15 protein-coding genes are annotated in these 18,292 nt (G+C 71.3%); 10 read left to right on the top strand and 5 right to left on the bottom strand.

Annotated elements, in window-relative coordinates; genetic code table 11:
* Positions 1-44: 44 nt before the first annotated feature.
* Together ACIP4Y_RS07830 and ACIP4Y_RS07825 are read right to left on the bottom strand one after the other, a co-directional pair.
* Entirely contained in the window at positions 45-1,727 is a 1,683-nt protein-coding gene (locus tag ACIP4Y_RS07830; RefSeq protein ID WP_401389216.1) for a carbohydrate binding domain-containing protein, read from the bottom strand.
* Between the two features lie 196 nt (positions 1,728-1,923).
* Positions 1,924-3,042 (bottom strand): ATP-grasp domain-containing protein, encoded by a 1,119-nt coding sequence (locus ACIP4Y_RS07825; RefSeq protein WP_401389213.1) that lies wholly within the window; start codon positions 3,040-3,042, stop codon positions 1,924-1,926.
* A 303-nt stretch (positions 3,043-3,345) separates the two neighbouring features.
* Here ACIP4Y_RS07825 and ACIP4Y_RS07820 point away from each other — a divergent pair, with 303 nt between their 5' ends.
* Together ACIP4Y_RS07820 and ACIP4Y_RS07815 are read left to right on the top strand one after the other, a co-directional pair.
* Entirely contained in the window at positions 3,346-4,251 is a 906-nt protein-coding gene (locus ACIP4Y_RS07820; RefSeq protein ID WP_401390621.1) for a metallophosphoesterase family protein, read from the top strand.
* Entirely contained in the window at positions 4,199-4,900 is a 702-nt protein-coding gene (locus tag ACIP4Y_RS07815) for a 4'-phosphopantetheinyl transferase (protein WP_401389210.1), read from the top strand. Before ACIP4Y_RS07820 ends, ACIP4Y_RS07815 begins: the two co-directional genes overlap by 53 nt.
* Before the next feature lie 153 nt (positions 4,901-5,053).
* Here ACIP4Y_RS07815 and ACIP4Y_RS07810 read toward each other — a convergent pair whose 3' ends face one another.
* The 3 genes from ACIP4Y_RS07810 to ACIP4Y_RS07800 all read right to left on the bottom strand — a co-directional run bounded on the left by ACIP4Y_RS07810 (position 5,054) and on the right by ACIP4Y_RS07800 (position 6,758).
* Positions 5,054-5,284 (bottom strand): hypothetical protein, encoded by a 231-nt coding sequence (locus ACIP4Y_RS07810; protein WP_358637008.1) that lies wholly within the window; start codon positions 5,282-5,284, stop codon positions 5,054-5,056.
* A gap of 245 nt (positions 5,285-5,529) precedes the next feature.
* Entirely contained in the window at positions 5,530-6,087 is a 558-nt protein-coding gene (locus ACIP4Y_RS07805) for a toxin-antitoxin system, toxin component (protein WP_401389207.1), read from the bottom strand.
* 14 nt (positions 6,088-6,101) lie between these two features.
* Complete coding sequence (locus ACIP4Y_RS07800; RefSeq protein ID WP_358637012.1) at positions 6,102-6,758, bottom strand: helix-turn-helix transcriptional regulator; 657 nt, start codon at positions 6,756-6,758, stop codon at positions 6,102-6,104.
* 241 nt (positions 6,759-6,999) lie between these two features.
* Between ACIP4Y_RS07800 and ACIP4Y_RS07795 the strand changes: the two genes are divergently transcribed.
* From ACIP4Y_RS07795 to ACIP4Y_RS07760, 8 genes are all read left to right on the top strand, one after another.
* A complete protein-coding gene (locus tag ACIP4Y_RS07795; protein ID WP_401389204.1) occupies positions 7,000-7,671 on the top strand; it encodes a hypothetical protein in 672 nt (223 codons plus the stop codon).
* 103 nt (positions 7,672-7,774) lie between these two features.
* A complete protein-coding gene (locus tag ACIP4Y_RS07790; protein ID WP_401389202.1) occupies positions 7,775-8,773 on the top strand; it encodes a LacI family DNA-binding transcriptional regulator in 999 nt (332 codons plus the stop codon).
* Positions 8,774-8,901: 128 nt separating this feature from the next.
* Positions 8,902-10,254, top strand: coding sequence for an ABC transporter substrate-binding protein (locus tag ACIP4Y_RS07785; RefSeq protein WP_401389199.1), 1,353 nt, complete (start codon positions 8,902-8,904; stop codon positions 10,252-10,254).
* Positions 10,255-10,259: 5 nt separating this feature from the next.
* Positions 10,260-11,222 (top strand): carbohydrate ABC transporter permease, encoded by a 963-nt coding sequence (locus ACIP4Y_RS07780; protein ID WP_401389196.1) that lies wholly within the window; start codon positions 10,260-10,262, stop codon positions 11,220-11,222.
* On the top strand, positions 11,219-12,100 hold the full coding sequence (locus tag ACIP4Y_RS07775; protein ID WP_401389193.1) for a carbohydrate ABC transporter permease: 882 nt from the start codon (positions 11,219-11,221) through the stop codon (positions 12,098-12,100). The genes ACIP4Y_RS07780 and ACIP4Y_RS07775 overlap by 4 nt, the downstream gene beginning before the upstream one ends.
* A gap of 33 nt (positions 12,101-12,133) precedes the next feature.
* Positions 12,134-13,741, top strand: a complete 1,608-nt coding sequence (locus ACIP4Y_RS07770) for a glycoside hydrolase family 13 protein (protein WP_401389190.1) — start codon at positions 12,134-12,136, stop codon at positions 13,739-13,741.
* 57 nt (positions 13,742-13,798) lie between these two features.
* A complete protein-coding gene (locus tag ACIP4Y_RS07765; protein WP_401389187.1) occupies positions 13,799-15,976 on the top strand; it encodes a discoidin domain-containing protein in 2,178 nt (725 codons plus the stop codon).
* A gap of 225 nt (positions 15,977-16,201) precedes the next feature.
* The gene (locus ACIP4Y_RS07760) at positions 16,202-18,250 is read left to right on the top strand and encodes a phosphocholine-specific phospholipase C (RefSeq protein ID WP_401389184.1); all 2,049 of its coding nucleotides are present in this window, start codon (positions 16,202-16,204) and stop codon (positions 18,248-18,250) included.
* Positions 18,251-18,292 lie beyond the last annotated feature (42 nt).

Raw genomic sequence — 18,292 nt, 5'->3', positions numbered from 1 at the left:
GGGCCGCTCCGCCGAGCGGCCCTCCGCCGTGCTCCCGGTGACCGTCAGCCGGTGAAGCCGGCCGTGATCGAGGTGAACTGCCAGGTGCTCTGGCTGATGCCGGAGCAGTTCTCGGCGACGCCGCCGCCCGGGCAGGGCCGGTCGCGGTTGACCGACCAGAAGGCGAGCCGCGCGATGTGGTGCGTGTCGGCCCAGTCCCGGATCTGCGTCCAGATCGCGGGGGTCGTCGTCTCCTGCTGGTCGGACAGGCCGTTCATGCCGGAGATGCCGATGTGCGCGTAGGCGGTGGCGTCGTCCCAGCCGAAGGTGGACTTCAGCTTGTTCTTCAGCCCCTCCGCCGCGTTCACGGTGTTGCCGTACATGTCCGAGCCGCCGCCGAAGTCGAACGGCATGATGGTGAACACGTCGATGTTCGCGCCCAGCGACTGCGCCTGCTCGATGAGCCGGTTGCCGTAGTACGTCGGCCCGGTGGTGGACGTGCCGAAGGTGACGATGGTCTTCAGGCCGGGGTTGTTCGCCTTGACCGTCTTCAGCGCGGTCAGGATCTTCGCCTGGACGGCCTCGTTCTCGAACTCGTCGGTGTTCTCGATGTCGAAGTCGATCGCCTTCAGCCCGTAGGCGTCGACCACCTTCTGGATCGCCCCGGCGAGCGCGCTCGCGGAGGAGCAGTTGGCGCCGAGCTTGCTGCCCTGCCAGCCGCCGAACGACGGGACGACGTCACCGCCGGCGGACCGTATCTGGTTGATCGCCGTCTGGTCCACGCCGCCGGTCAGCGCCCGGCTGCCGTCCCAGGCCGGGGTGCAGCCGCCGGAGTCCAGCACGAACGCCATGGTGAACCATGTGGCACCGGTCGCGCTCATCACCGTTGTGGGGTTCGGCGGATCGCCCCAGCCCTCGTACAGGTACGGAGCCGCCTGCTTGAAGCCGGTGCCGCCGCTGCCCGCGTCGGTCGTCACCGTGACCGCGTTGGAGGCGGGTGAGGTGTTGCCCGCCGCGTCCCGCGCCTTCACGGTGAAGGTGTAACTCGTACCGGGAGACAGCCCGCCGACCGTGGCCGACGTGCCGGAGACGCTCAGGAGCCGGTTGGCGCCGCTGTAGATGTCGTACGCCGTCACGCCCGCGTTGTCCGTGGCGGCGTTCCACTTCAGGGACACGCTCGAGGACGTCTTGCCGGTGGAGGCGAGGCCGCTCGGCGCGGTCGGCGCCTGGGTGTCCCCGCCGCCACCGCCGCCTGGGCCCTCCAGGCTGATGTCGTCGGCGTAGTAGGTGCCCTGGCCGTACCAGCCGTGGACGTAGAGGGTGGCGCTGGTCTGCGAGGCCCCGGTGGTGAAGGTGAGGCTCAGCTGGCTGTACGCCGACGGGGACGTGGTCCAGGTGGAGGCGCCGCCGTTGACGCCGAGGTACACGTAACTGCCGCGCACCCAGCCGCTGAGGCTGTACGTCGTGTTCGGCTGCACGGCGACGGTCTGGCTGCACTGGGCGTTGTCGCTGGACGTCACCGCGCCCTGCAGCGCCTTGGCGCCGCCGTGCACGGGGGAGGAGACGACCGAGCCGAGGTTGCCGGTGCAGGTCCAGGGGGAGAGGCCGCCCGATTCGAAGCCGGGGTTGGTGAGGATGTTCGCCGCGTGGGCGGTGCCGGGGAGGGCGACGGCCCCGCCGAGCGCGAGGGCGGCGGAGCCGAGCAGGGCGAGAAGCCGGCGTCTGGGACGTCCGAGTGTGTGGCGCACGCTATCTCCCTGTGGGGATGGGGTGTCCGGGAGGGCAGGGGAGTGCGGATCCTGGTGCGTCAATGAATTTGGTATGGACCAATCGGCCTGTCAAGAAGGCGGACCGAACGGGGCCGTACCGGCGGGGGTGAGCGCCCCGGCAGGGGTGCGGGGAACCGCGTGGCGAGCCGCGGCCGACCCGCGGCCGGCCGACGGCCTAGAGCGGCAGGACCTCACCCGCCGAGGCGGCCCGCACGGGCGCCGGCACGGCAGGCAGCAGCACCTCGGAGTCCACCCTCTGCCGCGGAAGCGCCGTGGGCACCAGCGGACGCGGCCCCGACACCACCGTGTAGTCCTGTCCGAGGAACGGCGGCTCGATCACCCCCGGGTCCTCGCCCAGCGCCAGCTGCACCGCCGCCCACGGCGCGTTCACCCCACAGAGCGACAGCTGATGCAGGCCTCCGGCGGGCCTCGTGTTGACGTCCAGCAGCACCGGCCGGTCGCCGAGCATCCGGAACTGGATGTTGGACAGGTGGTGCAGCCCGAAGCCCTCCGCGATCAGCCGGGCCGGCGCCAGCCACCGCTCGTCCAGGGTGAAGCCCCGGCGGCGGCCGTTCTTGGTGCGTCCCACCGCGAGCCGCACCCGGTTGTCCGGCCCGGTCAGGCAGTCGACGGACACCTCGGGCTGCTCCAGGCGGGGCATCACCAGCCAGTCCACGGGCTCCTCGGCCCGCCGCAGCGCGTCCACGACCAGGTCCAGCTGGACGTACGGGCCGGGGAAGCCGTTCAGGTGCACCATCGAGAAGGGCGTCCGGGTGATCATCCGGAAGCCGACCCCGCCCGCACCGGAGGCCGGCTTGAAGCAGGGCAGGTGTCCGGAAGCCTCCAACTCCGCGACCGCGGCCACGAGTTGGTCTGCGGTCCGGACCCGGTGCCACGGCGGCACGGGAACGCCCACCGAGCGCACCGCCTCGTACGCGGTCGCCTTGTCCTCGAAGACGGCGACCGCCTCGGGCGTCGGCGCCAGCAGGGCCGTACCGGCCGCCGCGAACTCGGCGCGGTGCGCCACGATCGCGGCCTGGTGCAGCCGGGGCACGAACACGTCGATGCCGCGCCGGGCGCACTGGTCGAGGGCGTACTCGACGTACGCGGCCGGGGACAGGCCCTCCGGCTCCAGGTCGGCGGTGTCGGCGGCGGCCAGCACGGGGGAGTCGGGGTCGCCGTGCGTGGCGTGGATCTCCACCGCGCGGTCGCTGGGATTTCTCCGCAGCTGATCCATGAAGAACACGTTCTCCGCGTACGTGCGGTTGAGCCAGACGCGTACGCGAGAGAGCATGCAGGCCGCCTTTCGGGGGTGTGCGGGCAGGGCGGAGCGGCCCGTGCCCGGGCAGGAGGAAGGAAGGGTCACCGAACAGCCCCGTCGAAAGGGGGAGTTGAGGGCGTCGGTGTCGGGGCGATCATACGGCTTTCAAGAGCTCCCTCGTGCAACGCGCGGGTTACGGATTCAGGGAGCCCAGGCCCGCCGGCGGACACGCGGCGCCGGCCCGGCCGGAAGCTGACACGCGGACAGGTTGCTCTTGTCCGTGGACCGGTCGATGTGTTCTTGTTGTGTCATCGGATGATCGGAAGGGGTGCGCAGGTGGAGTCGACGGCCGGGGCCGGACAGCTGCTGGCCATCAGCGACCTGCACATCAGCTACCCGGACAACCGCGCCCTGGTCGAGGACATGCGTCCGCACAGCGACGAGGACTGGCTGATCGTGGCCGGTGACGTCGCGGAGACCGTCGCCGACATCCGCTGGGCCCTCGGCACGCTCGCCGGCCGCTTCCGCAAGGTGCTGTGGGCGCCGGGCAACCACGAGCTGTGGACCCATCCGAGCGACCCGGTCACCCTGCGCGGCGCCGCCCGCTACGACCACCTGGTCGAGGTCTGCCGGGAGCTGGGCGTCGTCACCCCCGAGGACCCCTACCCGGTGTGGCACGGCCCCGGCGGCCCGGTCGTCGTCGCCCCGCTCTTCCTGCTGTACGACTACTCGTACCTCCCGGCCGGCAGCACCACCAAGGCGGAGGGCCTGGCCTACGCCGAGAGCACCGGCATCATCTGCAACGACGAGTTCCTGCTGCACCCCGACCCCTACCCGACCCGCGAGGCGTGGTGCCGGGCCCGGGTCGCCGAGACCGAGCGCAGGCTCGCCGAGCTGCCCGCGGACCTGCCGACCGTGCTGGCCGGCCACTGGCCGCTGCACCGGCACCCCACCGAGGTGCTGTGGCACCCCGAGTTCGCCATGTGGTGCGGCACCACGCTGACCGCCGACTGGCACCGCCGTTTCCGCGTCGCCACCATGGTCTACGGCCACCTGCACATCCCCCGCACCACCTGGCACGACGGAGTCCGCTTCCTGGAGGTCTCCGTCGGCTATCCCCGCGAGTGGCGCAAGCGCCCGGACCCGCCGGGACGGCTGCGCCGTGTCCTGCCGATGGAGGTCGACGCAGGTGATCGAGGAGCTGCTCCCGGAGTCGGTCGTGGCCGTGGAGGCGCGCGCTGACGACCCGCTGTGGGACGCCCCGCTCTACCCGGCGGAGGAAGCGCTCGTAGCCCGCTCGGTGGCCAAGCGGCGGCGCGAGTTCGCCGCCGTCCGCGGCTGCGCCCGGCGCGCCATGGAGAAGCTCGGCGTGCCGCCGCAGCCGGTGCTCACCGGCGAACGCGGCGCCCCGCGCTGGCCGGACGGGCTCGCCGGCAGCATGACCCACTGCGACGGCTACTGCGCCGCCGCCCTGGTCCGCGCCACCGACCTGGTCTCCCTCGGCATCGACGCCGAACCCCACGGGCCGCTCCCGGAGGGCGTCGGCCCCTCCGTCTTCCTGCCCGCCGAGGCCACGCGGCTCGACGGGCTGGCCGCGCGGTGGCCCGCCGTGCACTGGGACCGCCTCCTGTTCAGCGCCAAGGAGTCCGTCTACAAGGCGTGGTTCCCGCTCACCCGCAAGTGGCTGGACTTCTCCGAGGCCGACATCACCGTGCAGCCGGACGCCGACGGCGCGCCGTACGGCACCCTGCGCGCCGTACTCCTCGTCCCCGGCCCCCTGGTCGGCGGCCGGCGGCTCCAGGTCTTCGAGGGCCGGTGGACCGCACGTGAAGGCGTGGTCGCCACCTCCGTGGTCATACCGCACGCCACGTCCGACCCGGAGCGGTCCTGACACCCACGGCGGCCCGGCGCGGCCCTGACGCCCGGCCCCGCCCGGTCGCCGCACCGGCACGGCCGCCGGCGTGCGCATCCTGCCGCCGGGGTACGGCCGCCGCCGTCGCGGTGCCGTCCCGGTGACGGCGGCGGCGCGGAACCGGCCCGGCGCTCAGGCCGGCGGCGGGCACCACCCGCTCAGGAGCCGGAAGAACGCTTCCTCGTTGCCCGCCAGCCCCGCCCGGGCCAGCGCCCGTTCCGCCTCGGCGAGCACGGCGGGCGGGACGACGGCGGGCCGGTCCGCGTCCGGTGGCCCGTCGAAGGCGGCGCGCACCGTATGCAGCAGCCGCAGGTAGGCCTGCACGGCGGTACGCTCACGGTCGGTCAGTACGGCGGTGGGCATCGGTCGGCTCTCCCCGAGTAGGCGTCACGGTCACGCGCTCTGCAGCGCACCCCCCAGCTTGCCGCCCACCACTGACAACGCCGTCTGGCTCCTCGCCGGTTAGCCCGCTTAGCCGAGGCGGAACCGCCCCCAGACCAGCGGTCCCACGCAGAGGAAACGGTTCACTTCCGGCGCCCGTACCGGCAAAGGGACGGTGCCGCTTGGGCGCGCACCAGCGGGGCGCGCGCCCCGGCCGGCGGCCCCGGTCAGCCGTGCTGGCCCGGATAACCCAGCGACGCCTCGATACGGCCCGCCACGCCGTCCCGCTGCACCGGCACCCGCAGCGCGGGACCCGCCAGCCACGTACGGCACTTGCTCGCCAGGAGAAGGCCGAAGGTCTCGGCGTCCCGCTCCTCGGCGAGGTCGAAACGGGTACGGGCCGCGACCCGTTGCACCGCCGCCTCCAGCGCCTCCTGGTCGGTGTCGTCGCCCAGCAGCCGTGTCGCCGCGCCGACCCCCTCCACATGGAGCCCGCAGTGGTCGGCCTGCATGTGCCACAGCTCATGGCCCAGGATCACCAACTGGTGGTCGGGAGCGGTACGTTCCTCCACCACCACGACGTCCCGGTCGGTCAGGTCCAGCCACAGCCCGCTGGCCGTGCCAGGCGGGAAGGCGGCCGTACGGAAGTGCACCGGACGGCCGCGGCGGCGGCTCATCGCCTCGCACAGCGCCCGGTACAGCTCGTCCGGCGGCGCGGGCGCGGGCAGGTCCAGCCCGCCCACCAGTTCGTTGCACAGCCGGCGCATGTCCCTGCCGATGCCCACAGTCCTCCCCCGGCTCACGACTCGGGTCGTTTGACGCTCTCCAGGAGCATGTCCAGCCACTCGGCGACCTTGTCCCGGTGCTGGTCGGTGGGCAACTGCGCGGCGCGCCAGGCGATTCCGCGCACGCCGTGGTCCTGCAGCAGCCGCTCCAGCGGATCCTCCGCGGTCTCGGCGGCGGCCCGCTCCCGGTCCGCGAGCTTCTGCAGCAGCTCCTGCTCGGTGCGCTGCAGGGCGCCCGCCAGCGCCTCGGGGTCCTCCGCGGTGAGGAAGCCGGCGTGCACCCGGAAGAAGCGCTGCAGCGCGTCGCAGTGCTCCATGGTGGGCCGCCGGTCGCCGTTGATGAGAGCGCCGGCCTGCTGCCGGGACATCCCGGCGCCGTCGGCGATCTCCTGCTGGGTGTAGCGGCGTCCGCCCGGCTTCAGCCGGGTGCGGCGCAACAGATCCAGGCGTTGCAGGAAACGGGCCTGGACGTCCGGCTCGCCCGCGGGACGGCCGCTCAGCAGGGCCCTGACCACCGGCTCCGGCACCCCGCAGGCGGTGGAGAGCCGCCCGACGTCGAAGACCTCGGCGTGCGGCACACCGAGGCGGTCGGCGAGCGCGGTGACGCGGGCGACGACGGCCGGCAGCTGGGCGGTCGCCGAGGCGCCCGGATCCTCGTAGCCATCCGTCACCGACAGAACTCCTACGTCTCTAGAGGGCTTCAGATGCGTCCGTGCTTCTCACGAGCGATCGCCGTGAACTTCCCGGAGAGTAGCCGGTGTCTCGAACTCACATCCAGGTGTCGCCACAACTGTGGCGAATTTCAGCCGTCAACCGGCATGAAATGCCACGATAGTTGACACGACTCTCGCCGGGGCAGCAGGATCGCATCGCCGCGAGAAAGGCCGCAGAGGCAAGAGGGGTGACCTCCCGATGGCACATCAGGCAGGAGGGCAGCGGCCGGCACCGCGGCCCGTCCCCGAGACCTGCGAGACCCAGGCGTACCTTCAGGACTACGGAGCACTGCTGGAGTACCTGTCCTGCCCGGCGCTGGTCGTGGACCGCCACTGGAACGTGGTCATGGCCAACAGCGCGTTCGAGACACTTTTCTGCGGCGTGCGCCCCCATCCGACGGCCATGCCGGGGGAGAACTTCCTCCGTTTCGTGCTGTTCCACCCCGACGCGGGCGAGGTACTCGGCGAGCACGAGCCCGGCTGGTGCCTGCCCATGCTGGCCCAGGTCCGCTCCGCCCTGGAGACGCACGGCCACGACCACGAACTCCAGGCGGTCCGCCGGGAGATCGCCCAGGACCCGATCATGGAGGCCGCCTACCGGCAGGGTCTGCCGCACTGGATCCGGTCCGTCGGCGAGGCCGCGACCCGCCTCGACGGCGCGGTACGCCTCCTGCACCACCCGGACCCGCGCCGCGGGCGCACCGAGTGCCGCATCGTCGAGGAGTCGCCGGAGCCGCTGCTGGAACTCGGCTACCGGCGCCTGACGATGATCCTGCGCGACCCCCGCCGGGCCGTCGCCCCGGTCCGCCGGCCGCGCCGCCCGCGCGGCGGCGCCTCCCACCTGACGGTCGTCCCGTCCCCCGGGAACTGACCCGGCACCGTCGGCGTTCAGGTCGCCGGCGGCGCCGGGCCGGTCCCCTCGGCTTCCCTTCGACACGCAAGCCGCTTGCATGACTTGCGCTACGCTTGCGGCCATGACGCGACGACTTGCGGAAGTGGCGAAGAAGGTCGGGGTCAGCGAGGCCACGGTCAGCCGGGTGCTCAACGGCAAGCCCGGGGTCTCCGGCGCCACCCGGCAGGCGGTGCTCACGGCTCTCGACGTCCTCGGCTACGAGCGCCCCACCCAGCTGCGCGGCGAACGCGCCCGGCTCGTCGGCCTCGTCCTGCCCGAGCTGCAGAACCCCATCTTCCCGGCCTTCGCCGAGGTCATCGGCGGCGCCCTCGCCCAGCTGGGGCTCACCCCGGTGCTGTGCACCCAGACCAAGGGCGGGGTGTCCGAGGCGGACTACGTCGAACTGCTCCTCCAGCAGCAGGTCTCCGGTGTCGTGTTCGCCGGCGGCCTGTACGCCCAGGCCGACGCGCCGCACGACCACTACCGGCTGCTGGCCGAGCGCAACATCCCCGTCGTGCTGGTCAACGCGGCCATCGACGACCTCGGCTTCCCGGGCGTGTCCTGCGACGACGCCGTCGCCGTCGAGCAGGCCTGGCGGCACCTGGCCTCCCTCGGCCACGAGCGCATCGGCCTGGTCCTCGGTCCTCGCGACCACGTCCCCTCGGCGCGCAAACTGGCCGCCGCCCGGTCGGTCGCCGGCGATCTGCCGGAGGAGTTCGTCGCGCGCGCCATGTTCTCCCTCGAGGGTGGTCACGCCGCCGCTTCCCGGCTGATCGACCGGGGGGTCACCGGCATCATCTGCGCCTCCGACCCGCTGGCGCTCGGCGCCGTCCGGGCGGCCCGCCGCAAGGGCTACGACGTCCCTGGCCGGATCTCCGTCGTCGGCTACGACGACTCGGCGTTCATGAACTGCACCGAGCCCCCGCTGACCACCGTGCGCCAGCCCATCGAGGCCATGGGGCGCGCGGCCGTGGAGCTGCTGAACGCGCAGATCGGCGGCACCGCCGTACCCGCCGAGGAGCTGCTGTTCGAGCCGGAACTGGTGGTGCGCGGGTCCACCGCGCAAGCCCCGCGCGACTGAACCCCGGTAGATCCAGCCTGCTGTCGAATAATTACAGATTGTGCGCGACATCTTGCGGGCCGATGTCGGCGGTGCTTGAGTGTGCGGCGCCCACCGCTCCTGCCACGAGTGCCATGAGGGGTCCACCGATGACCAGCACCGGGTTCCGCCGTACCGTCGTCGCGATCGGCGCCTGTTCCTCCCTCGCCCTCGCCGCCACCGCCTGCGGGCCGGGCGACGGCGGCTCGGCGGACGGCAAGACGCGCATCACCGTCAACTGCGAGCCGCCCAGGAGCGCCAAGGTCGACCGCCGGTTCTTCGAGGAGGACATCGCCGCCTTCGAGGAACACCACCCGGACATCGACGTCGTCGCCCACGACGCCTTCCCCTGCCAGGACCCGAAGACCTTCGACGCCAAGCTCGCCGGCGGCCAGATGGAGACCGTGTTCTACACGTACTTCACCGACGCCCGGCACGTGGTCGACATCCGCCAGGCCGCCGATCTCACTCCGTACCTCAAGGAACTGAAGAGCTACGCCAGCATCCAGAAGCAGCTGCGGGACATCTACACCGTGGACGGGAAGGTATACGGCATACCGCGTACCGGATACTCCATGGGATTGATCTACAACCGCGCCCTCTTCCGCAAGGCCGGCCTGGATCCGGACAAGCCCCCGGCGACCTGGGACGAGGTCCGCGCCGCCGCCAAACGGATCGCCGCCCTCGGCGACGGCACCGTCGGCTACGCCGACTACAGCGCCCAGAACCAGGGCGGCTGGCACTTCACCGCCGAGCTGTACTCCCAGGGCGGCGACGTCGTCAGCGCCGACGGCACCAAAGCCACCATCGACACCCCGGAAGGCCGCGCCGTCCTGCGCACCCTGCACGACATGCGATGGACCGACGACTCGATGGGCAGCAAACAGCTCCTCGTCATCAACGACGTCCAGCAGATGATGGGTTCGGGCAAGCTCGGCATGTACCTCGCCGCCCCCGACAACATCCCGATCCTGGTCAAGGAGAAGGGCGGCAGCTACCAGGACCTCGCCCTCGCGCCCATGCCCGGCGGCAAGGGAACCCTCATCGGCGGCGACGGCTACATGGTCGGCAAGAAGGCCACGCCGGCCCAGATCCGCGCCGCCCTGAAGTGGCTGGACCACATGTTCCTCACCCCGGGCAAGGGCTTCCTCGGCGACTACGCGCGCGCCAGGAAGAACGACGCCCCCGTCGGCCTGCCCGAGCCACGCCTGTTCACCGGCGCCGCCGACGCCACCGACCAGCGGATCAAGAAGGCCAACGCCAACGTCCCGGTGCGCAACTACCAGGCGTTCCTCGACGGCAACCACAAGCTCCGGCTGAAGATAGAACCGCCGCACGCCCAGCAGATCTACTCCGTCCTCGACGCCACCGTCTCCGCCGTCCTCACCCGGAAGGACGCCGACATCGACCAGCTCCTCACGGACGCGTCCGGCAAGATCGACAGCATTCTGGCCCGGAGCTGACCGCCATGACGAAGACGGCGAACACGGCCGAGCGGCAGCCCACGGCGCACACCGCCGTCCCGCCGGCCCCGGCGCCGCCCCCGGCAGGGAACCGCAGACGCCGCCGCCTGACCGACCAGGTCCGGGCCTACGCCTTCCTCCTCGGCGGACTGCTCTGCTTCGCCCTGTTCTCCTGGTACCCGGCGATCCGCGCCGTCGTCATCGCCTTCCAGACGTACACACCGGGCTCCCCGCCCGCATGGGCCGGCACCGCCAACTTCACCCGCGTCCTGCACGACCCCGAGTTCACGGCCGCCTGGCGCAACACCCTCGCCTTCACCCTGCTGGCCCTCCTCCTCGGCTTCGCCGTCCCCTTCCTCCTCGCCCTCGTCCTCAACGAACTACGGCACGCCAAGGCCTTCTTCCGGGTCGCGGTCTACCTGCCGGTGATGATCCCGCCCGTGGTCAGCGCCCTGCTGTGGAAGTGGTTCTACGACCCCGGAGCCGGCCTCGCCAACGAGACGCTGCGCCTGCTGCACCTGCCCACCTCGAACTGGTCCAACGGCACCGGCACCGCACTCGTCTCCCTCGTCATCGTGGCCACCTGGGCCAACATGGGCGGCACCGTCCTCATCTACCTGGCCGCCCTGCAGTCCATCCCCGGCGAGCTGTACGAGGCGGCCGAACTCGACGGCGCGAACCTCCTCCAACGCGTCCGGCACATCACCGTCCCGCAGACCCGGTTCGTGATCCTGATGCTGATGCTCCTTCAGGTCATCGCCACCATGCAGGTGTTCACCGAACCGTTCGTCATCACCGGCGGCGGCCCCGAGAACGCCACCGTCACGGTCCTCTACCTCATCTACAAATACGCCTTCCTCTACAACGACTTCGGCGGCGCCTGCGCCCTGAGCGTCATGCTCCTCCTGCTGCTCGGCGCCTTCTCCGCCGCCTACCTCCGGCTCACCCGCTCCGAGGGGGACGCATGACAACCGGCACCCGCACCCTCGTCTCCCCGGCCGCCCTCGCCCGCCCGCGCGGAAAGGCCGTCTACTGGACGGTTTTCACGGCCGTCGTCCTCCTCTTCACGCTCGCCTTCCTCTTCCCCGTCTACTGGATGGTCACCGGCGCCCTGAAATCCCCGGACGAGGTGACCAGGACCCCTCCGACACTGCTGCCCGAGCACTGGCACCTCGCCGGCTACACCGACGCCTGGAACCTGATGCAGCTCCCGCAGCACCTCGTGAACACGGTCGTCCAGGCCGCCGGCGCCTGGGCCTTCCAACTCGTGTTCTGCACGGCCGCCGCGTACTCCCTGTCCAGGCTGCAACCCGCCTTCGGCAAGGCGGTCCTCGGCGGCATCCTCGCCACCCTCATGGTCCCGGCGCAGGCGCTGGTCGTCCCCAAGTACCTCACCGTCGCCGACCTCCCGTTTCTCCACACCAGCCTGCTCAACGACCCCCTCGCCGTCTGGCTGCCGGCCGCCGCCAACGCCTTCAACCTCTACCTGCTCAAACGGTTCTTCGACCAGCTGCCCCGCGATGTCCTGGAGGCCGCCGCGATCGACGGCGCCGGCCCGCTGCGGATCCTGCGGTCCGTCGTCCTGCCCATGTCCCGGCCGGTCCTCGGCGTGGTCTCGATCTTCGCTCTGGTCGCCGTCTGGCAGGACTTCCTGTGGCCGCTGCTGGTCTTCTCCGACACCGGCCGGCAGCCGATCAGCGTCGCCCTGGTCCAGCTGTCGCAGAACATCCAGCTCACCGTGCTCATCGCCGCGATGGTGATCGCCAGCATCCCGATGGTGGCGCTGTTCCTCGTCTTCCAGCGGCACATCATCGCCGGGATCAGCGCGGGCAGCACCAAGGGCTGACGCCGCCGCCCCCTCCACAGAAAGGCACGCCCCGTGGGACAGCCCAGCCATGCCCGCAAAGACCCTGACTGGTGGCGCTCGGCCGTCATCTACCAGGTGTACGTCCGCAGCTTCGCCGACGGCGACGGCGACGGCACCGGCGACCTCGCGGGCGTCCGCTCCCGGCTGCCATACCTGGCCGAACTCGGCGTCGACGCCCTGTGGTTCACCCCCTGGTACCTGTCACCCCTGAAGGACGGCGGCTACGACGTCGCCGACTACCGGACCATCGACCCCGCCTTCGGCACCCTCGCCGAGGTCGAGAAACTCATCGCCGAGGCCCGTGAGCTGGGCATCCGGACCATCGTCGACATCGTGCCCAACCACGTCTCCGACCGGCACCCCTGGTTCCGGGCCGCCCTCGCCGCCGGGCCCGGCAGCCCCGAACGCGAACTCTTCCACTTCCGGCCCGGACGCGGCCCACACGGCGAACTCCCCCCGAACGACTGGCCGTCACAGTTCGCCGGCTCCACCGAACCGGTGTGGACCCGCCTGCCCGACGGCGACTGGTACCTGCACCTGTTCACCCCCGAACAACCCGACCTCAACTGGGCCCACCCCGCCGTCCGCCGGGAACACGAGGACATCCTGCGCTTCTGGTTCGAGCGGGGCGTCGCCGGCATCCGCATCGACTCCGCGGCCCTGCTCGTCAAGGACGCGGACCTCCCCGACCTCGCCGCACACCCCGAACCGCACCCCTTCCTCGACCGCGACGAACTCCACACCATCTACCGCTCCTGGCGGCGCGTGGCCGACGCCTACGACGCCGTGTTCGTCGGCGAGGTCTGGCTCCCCGACCCCGAACGCTTCGCCCGCTACCTCCGCCCCGACGAACTCCACACCGCCTTCAACTTCTCCTTCCTCACCTGCCCCTGGGACGCCGGCCGGCTGCGCGCCTCGATCGACACCACCCTCGCCGCACACGCCCCCGTCGGCGCCCCGGCCACCTGGGTACTGTGCAACCACGACGTCACCCGCACGGTCACCCGGTACGGCCGCGCCGACACCGCCTTCGACTTCGCCACCAAGGCCTTCGGCACGCCGACGGACCCGGCGCTGGGGACCCGGAGGGCGCGGGCCGCGGCGCTGCTGTCGCTGGCGCTGCCGGGGTCGGTGTACGTCTACCAGGGGGAGGAGCTGGGGCTGCCGGAGGCCGAGATACCGGTCGACCGCATACAGGATCCGATGTACTTCCGATCGCATGGAGTCGACCCCGGCCGCGACGGCTGCCGGGTGCCGCTGCCGTGGGTCGACGGTATGCCGTATGCGGGATTCGGTTCACGCCAGGAGCCGTGGCTGCCGCAGCCGGTCGACTGGCCATCGTATGCAGTCGACCGTCAACTCCAGGACCCCGACTCCATGCTCACCCTCTACCGCCAGGCCATCGCCCTCCGCCCCCGGTTCGGCGACGGCCCCCTGACCTGGCTGCCCGCCCCCGACGGCGTGCTCGCCTTCTCCCGCGCGGACGGTGTGCTGTGCGTGGTCAACCTCGCGGCCACGCCCGCCGACCTCCCCGCCCACTCCCGGCTCCTGCTCGGCAGTGGCCCGCTGGACGACGCGGGCCGGCTGCCGCAGGACACGGCGGCCTGGCTGCGCGCCTGAGCCGCACCCGAACGCACCTTGCTATCCCAGACACCCCCACCACGAAGGGATCAGCACATGCACAGCAGCACCGCCAGACATGTCAGGCGCATGCCGGCGATCGGGGCGGTCGTCGCCCTCGCCGCCGGCATGCTCGTCGCCGTCGCCCCGGCCGCCCACGCGGCGGCGGGCGCCACACTGCCCTTCACCTCCGTGGAGGCCGAGTCGGCGACCGGCAACGGTACGAGAATCGGCCCGGACTACACGCAGGGCACCCTCGCCTCGGAGGCCTCCGGCCGGCAGGCCGTGCGGCTGGCCGCCGGGCAGCGGGTGGAGTTCACCGTGCCGCGTGCCTCCAATGCACTGAATGTTGCATACAGTGTCCCGGACGGTCAGTCCGGGGCGCTGAACGTATACGTCAACGGCACCCGGCTCGCCAAGACCCTCCCGGTGACCTCCACGTACTCGTACATCGACACCGGCTGGATCCCCGGCGCCAAGACGCACCACTTCTTCGACAACACCCGGCTGCTGCTCGGGCGGAACGTCCAGGCCGGCGACAAGGTCGCCGTCGAGGCGGCCGGCGTCCAGGTCACCGTCGACGTCGCCGACTTCGAGCAGGTCGCCCCGGCCGCCACCCAGCCCGCCGGATCGGTGTCCGTCGTCTCCGAGGGCGCCGACCCCAGCGGCGGCGGCGACTCCACCCAGGCCTTCCGGGACGCCATCGCAGCAGCCCAGGGCGGCACGGTGTGGATACCACCGGGCGACTACCGGATCACGTCCTCCCTGAGCGGCGTACAGAACGTGACCCTCCAGGGCGCCGGCAGCTGGTACACGGTCGTCCACACCTCCCGTTTCATCGACCAGTCCGCCTCCGCCGGCAAGGTCCGCATCAAGGACTTCGCGGTCATCGGCGAGGTCACCGAACGCGTCGACTCCAGCCCGGACAACTTCGTCAACGGCTCCCTCGGACCCGACTCGTCCGTCTCCGGCATGTGGATCCAGCACCTGAAGGTCGGCCTGTGGCTCACGGGCAACAACGACAACCTGGTGGTGGAGAACAGCCGCATCCTCGACACCACCGCCGACGGCCTCAACCTCAACGGCACCGCGAAGGGCGTCCGGGTCCGCAACAACTTCCTGCGCAACCAGGGCGACGACTCCCTCGCCATGTGGTCGCTGTACTCCCCGGACACCGGCTCCAGCTTCGAGAACAACACCATCTCGCAGCCCAACCTCGCCAACGGCATCGCCATCTACGGCGGCACCGACATCGCCGTACGCAACAACCTGATCTCCGACACCAACGCCCTCGGCAGCGGGATCGCCATCTCCAACCAGAAGTTCCTCGACCCCTTCCACCCCCTCGCCGGCACCATCACGGTCGACGGCAACACGCTGGTGCGCACCGGTGCGATGAACCCCAACTGGAACCACCCGATGGGTGCCCTGCGTGTCGACTCCTACGACAGCGCCATCGGCGCGACCGTCGACATCACCGACACGACGATCACCGACAGCCCGTACAGCGCCTTCGAGTTCGTCTCCGGCGGCGGCCGCGGCTACCCGGTGCGGAACGTCAACGTCTCCGGCGCGACCGTGCGGAACACCGGTACGGTCGTCGTCCAGGCCGAGGCGCAGGGCGCGGCCACCTTCAAGAACGTCACCGCCACCCAGGTCGGGGCGGCCGGCGTCTACAACTGCCCCTACCCGGCGAACTCCGGCTCCTTCACCCTCACCGACGGCGGCGGCAACTCCGGCTGGTCCAGCACGTGGTCGGACTGCTCCACCTGGCCGCAGCCCGGACAGGGCAACCCCGATCCCGGCCCCGACCGGAACCTCGCCAAGGGCCGCCCGGCCACCGCGACCGGCTCCCAGGACGTCTACACGCCGGGCAAGGCGGTCGACGGCGACGCGAACAGCTACTGGGAGTCCGCCAACAACGCCTTCCCGCAGTCCTGGACGGTCGACCTCGGCTCGTCCTACGCGGTGCGCCGCCTGGTGCTGAAGCTGCCGCCGTCCGCCGCCTGGGGCGCCCGTACCCAGACCGTCACGGTGCTCGGCAGCACGGACGGCTCCGGCTACTCGACCGTCGTCGGCGCCCAGGGTTACCGCTTCGACCCGGCCACCGGCAACACCGCGACGGTGTCCCTGCCCGGCAGCACGAACCTGCGCTACCTCCGCCTGACGGTCAGCGCCAACACGGGCTGGCCGGCGGGTCAGTTCAGTGAGGTGGAGGCGTATCTGACATCCTGAGGCCGCCCATAGCCGTGCCCCGGTGCGGGCGCGCCGGGGCACGGCGCCGAGGACGAGGAGAAGCGGGCCGCCCGCCGCCGGGCGCGCGGCACCGCACGGACCGCCGAGTTTCACATGGGTGCCACCAGACCCTTCCCTGACGTTTGCTGCTCTTGGAACACTCGCTCCGCGCAGATTCCGTCATCTGACGGCATCAGGTACGTCAGGATGAGAGGACCCTCACTCATGCCCGAAGTCAACCGGCGGCGCTTCCTGCAACTCGCCGGCGCCACCACGGCGTTCACCGCGCTGGCCGGCAGCATCCAGCGCGCGGCAGCCCTGCCCGCCCACTACCGCACCGGATCGGTGGACGATGTCGAGCACATCGTCGTCCTGATGCAGGAAAACCGTTCCTTCGATCACTACTTCGGTTCGCTCCGAGGAGTCCGCGGCTTCGGCGACCCCCGCCCGGTCACCCAGAACGGCCGGTCGGTCTGGAAACAGTCCGACGGCACGAAGGACGTCCTGCCGTTCCATCCCGACGCCGACGACCTGGGCCTGGCCTTCATCCAGGACCTCCCGCACGGCTGGAACGACGGCCACACCGCGTTCAACGGCGGCAAGTACGACAAGTGGGTGCCCGCCAAGTCCGCGACGACGATGGCGTACCTGACCCGCGACGACATCCCCTTCCACTACGCGCTCGCGGACGCCTTCACCATCTGCGACGCCTACCACTGCTCACTCATCGGCTCCACCGACCCCAACCGCTACTACATGTGGACGGGTTACACCGGCAACGACGGCACGGGCGGCGGCCCGGTCCTCGGCAACGACGAGAAGGGGTACGGCTGGACGACGTACCCCGAACGACTGGAGCAGGCCGGGGTCTCCTGGAAGATCTACCAGGACGTCGGCGACGGCCTCGACGCCGACGGCGGCTGGGGCTGGATCACCGACGCCTACCGCGGCAACTACGGCGACAACTCGCTCCTCTACTTCAACCGGTACCGGAACGCGGCGCCCGGCGATCCCCTGTACGACAAGGCCCGCACCGGCACCGACGCCCGCAAGGGCGAGGGCTTCTTCGACCAGCTCAAGGCTGACGTACAGCGGGACAGGCTGCCCCAGGTCTCCTGGATCGTCGCCCCCGAGGCCTTCACCGAACACCCCAACTGGCCCGCCAACTACGGCGCCTGGTACGTCTCCCAGGTCCTGGACGCGCTCACCGCCAACCCCGACGTATGGGCGAAGACGGCGCTGTTCATCACCTACGACGAGAACGACGGCTTCTTCGACCACGTCATCCCGCCCTACCCGCCGGCCTCCGCCGCCCAGGGCAAGTCGACGGTCGACCCCGCGCCGGACCTGTTCAAGGGCGACGCCGGCCACGTCGCCGGCCCCTACGGGCTCGGCCAGCGGGTGCCGATGCTGGTCGTCTCCCCGTGGAGCAAGGGCGGTTACGTCTGCTCCGAGACCCTCGACCACACCTCGATCATCCGGTTCATCGAGCGGCGTTTCGGTGTCCAGGAGCCGAACATCTCGCCCTGGCGGCGCGCCGTCTGCGGCGACCTGACCAGTGCCTTCGACTTCTCCCGCAAGGACACCGCGCCCGTCGCCCTGCCCTCCACGGCCGGCTACCAGCCAAAGGACCACGACCGCCACCCCGACTACGTGCCCAAGCCGCCCGCCAACCCGTCCCTGCCCCGGCAGGAGCCCGGCTGCCGGCCCACCCGTCCGCTGAAGTACGCCCCGGTGGTGGACGGTTCGGCGGACACCGCGGCCGGAAAGTACACGCTCAGGTTCGCCTCGGGCGCGCACGCGGGCGCGGCCTTCCTCGTCACGTCCAACAGCCGTACCGACGGCCCCTGGACCTACACCACGCAGGCCGGCAAGACGCTCTCGGACACCTGGAACTCCGTCTACTCCGGCGGCAGCTACGACCTCGCCGTGCACGGCCCCAACGGCTTCCTGCGCGTCTTCAAGGGCCGCAACAAGGTCGCCGGGCCCGAGGTCACCGCCCGGCACGCGGGAGACGACATCGAGCTCACCTTCACCAACAAGGGTTCCGGCACCGTGAAACTGAAGCTGGCCAACGGCTACGGCGGCAGCCCGGTCACGGTGACGGTGCGCCCCGGCGCGACCGTGCGGCACACCGTCGCACTGGCGGCGAGCAGGCGCTGGTACGACCTGACCGTCACCTCCGACGCCGACCCCGCCTTCCTGCGCGGCTTCGCCGGTCACGTGGAGAACGGCCTGCCCGGCATCAGCGACCCGGCGATCGTCACGGGGTGAACGCGCGATGAACACCGCTCCGTGCGGACTGGTCAGGTACCG

Source organism: Streptomyces sp. NPDC088810 (assembly GCF_044750305.1).
Lineage (GTDB): Bacteria > Actinomycetota > Actinomycetes > Streptomycetales > Streptomycetaceae > Streptomyces.
This window is presented reverse-complemented; position numbering and strand designations above follow the sequence as displayed.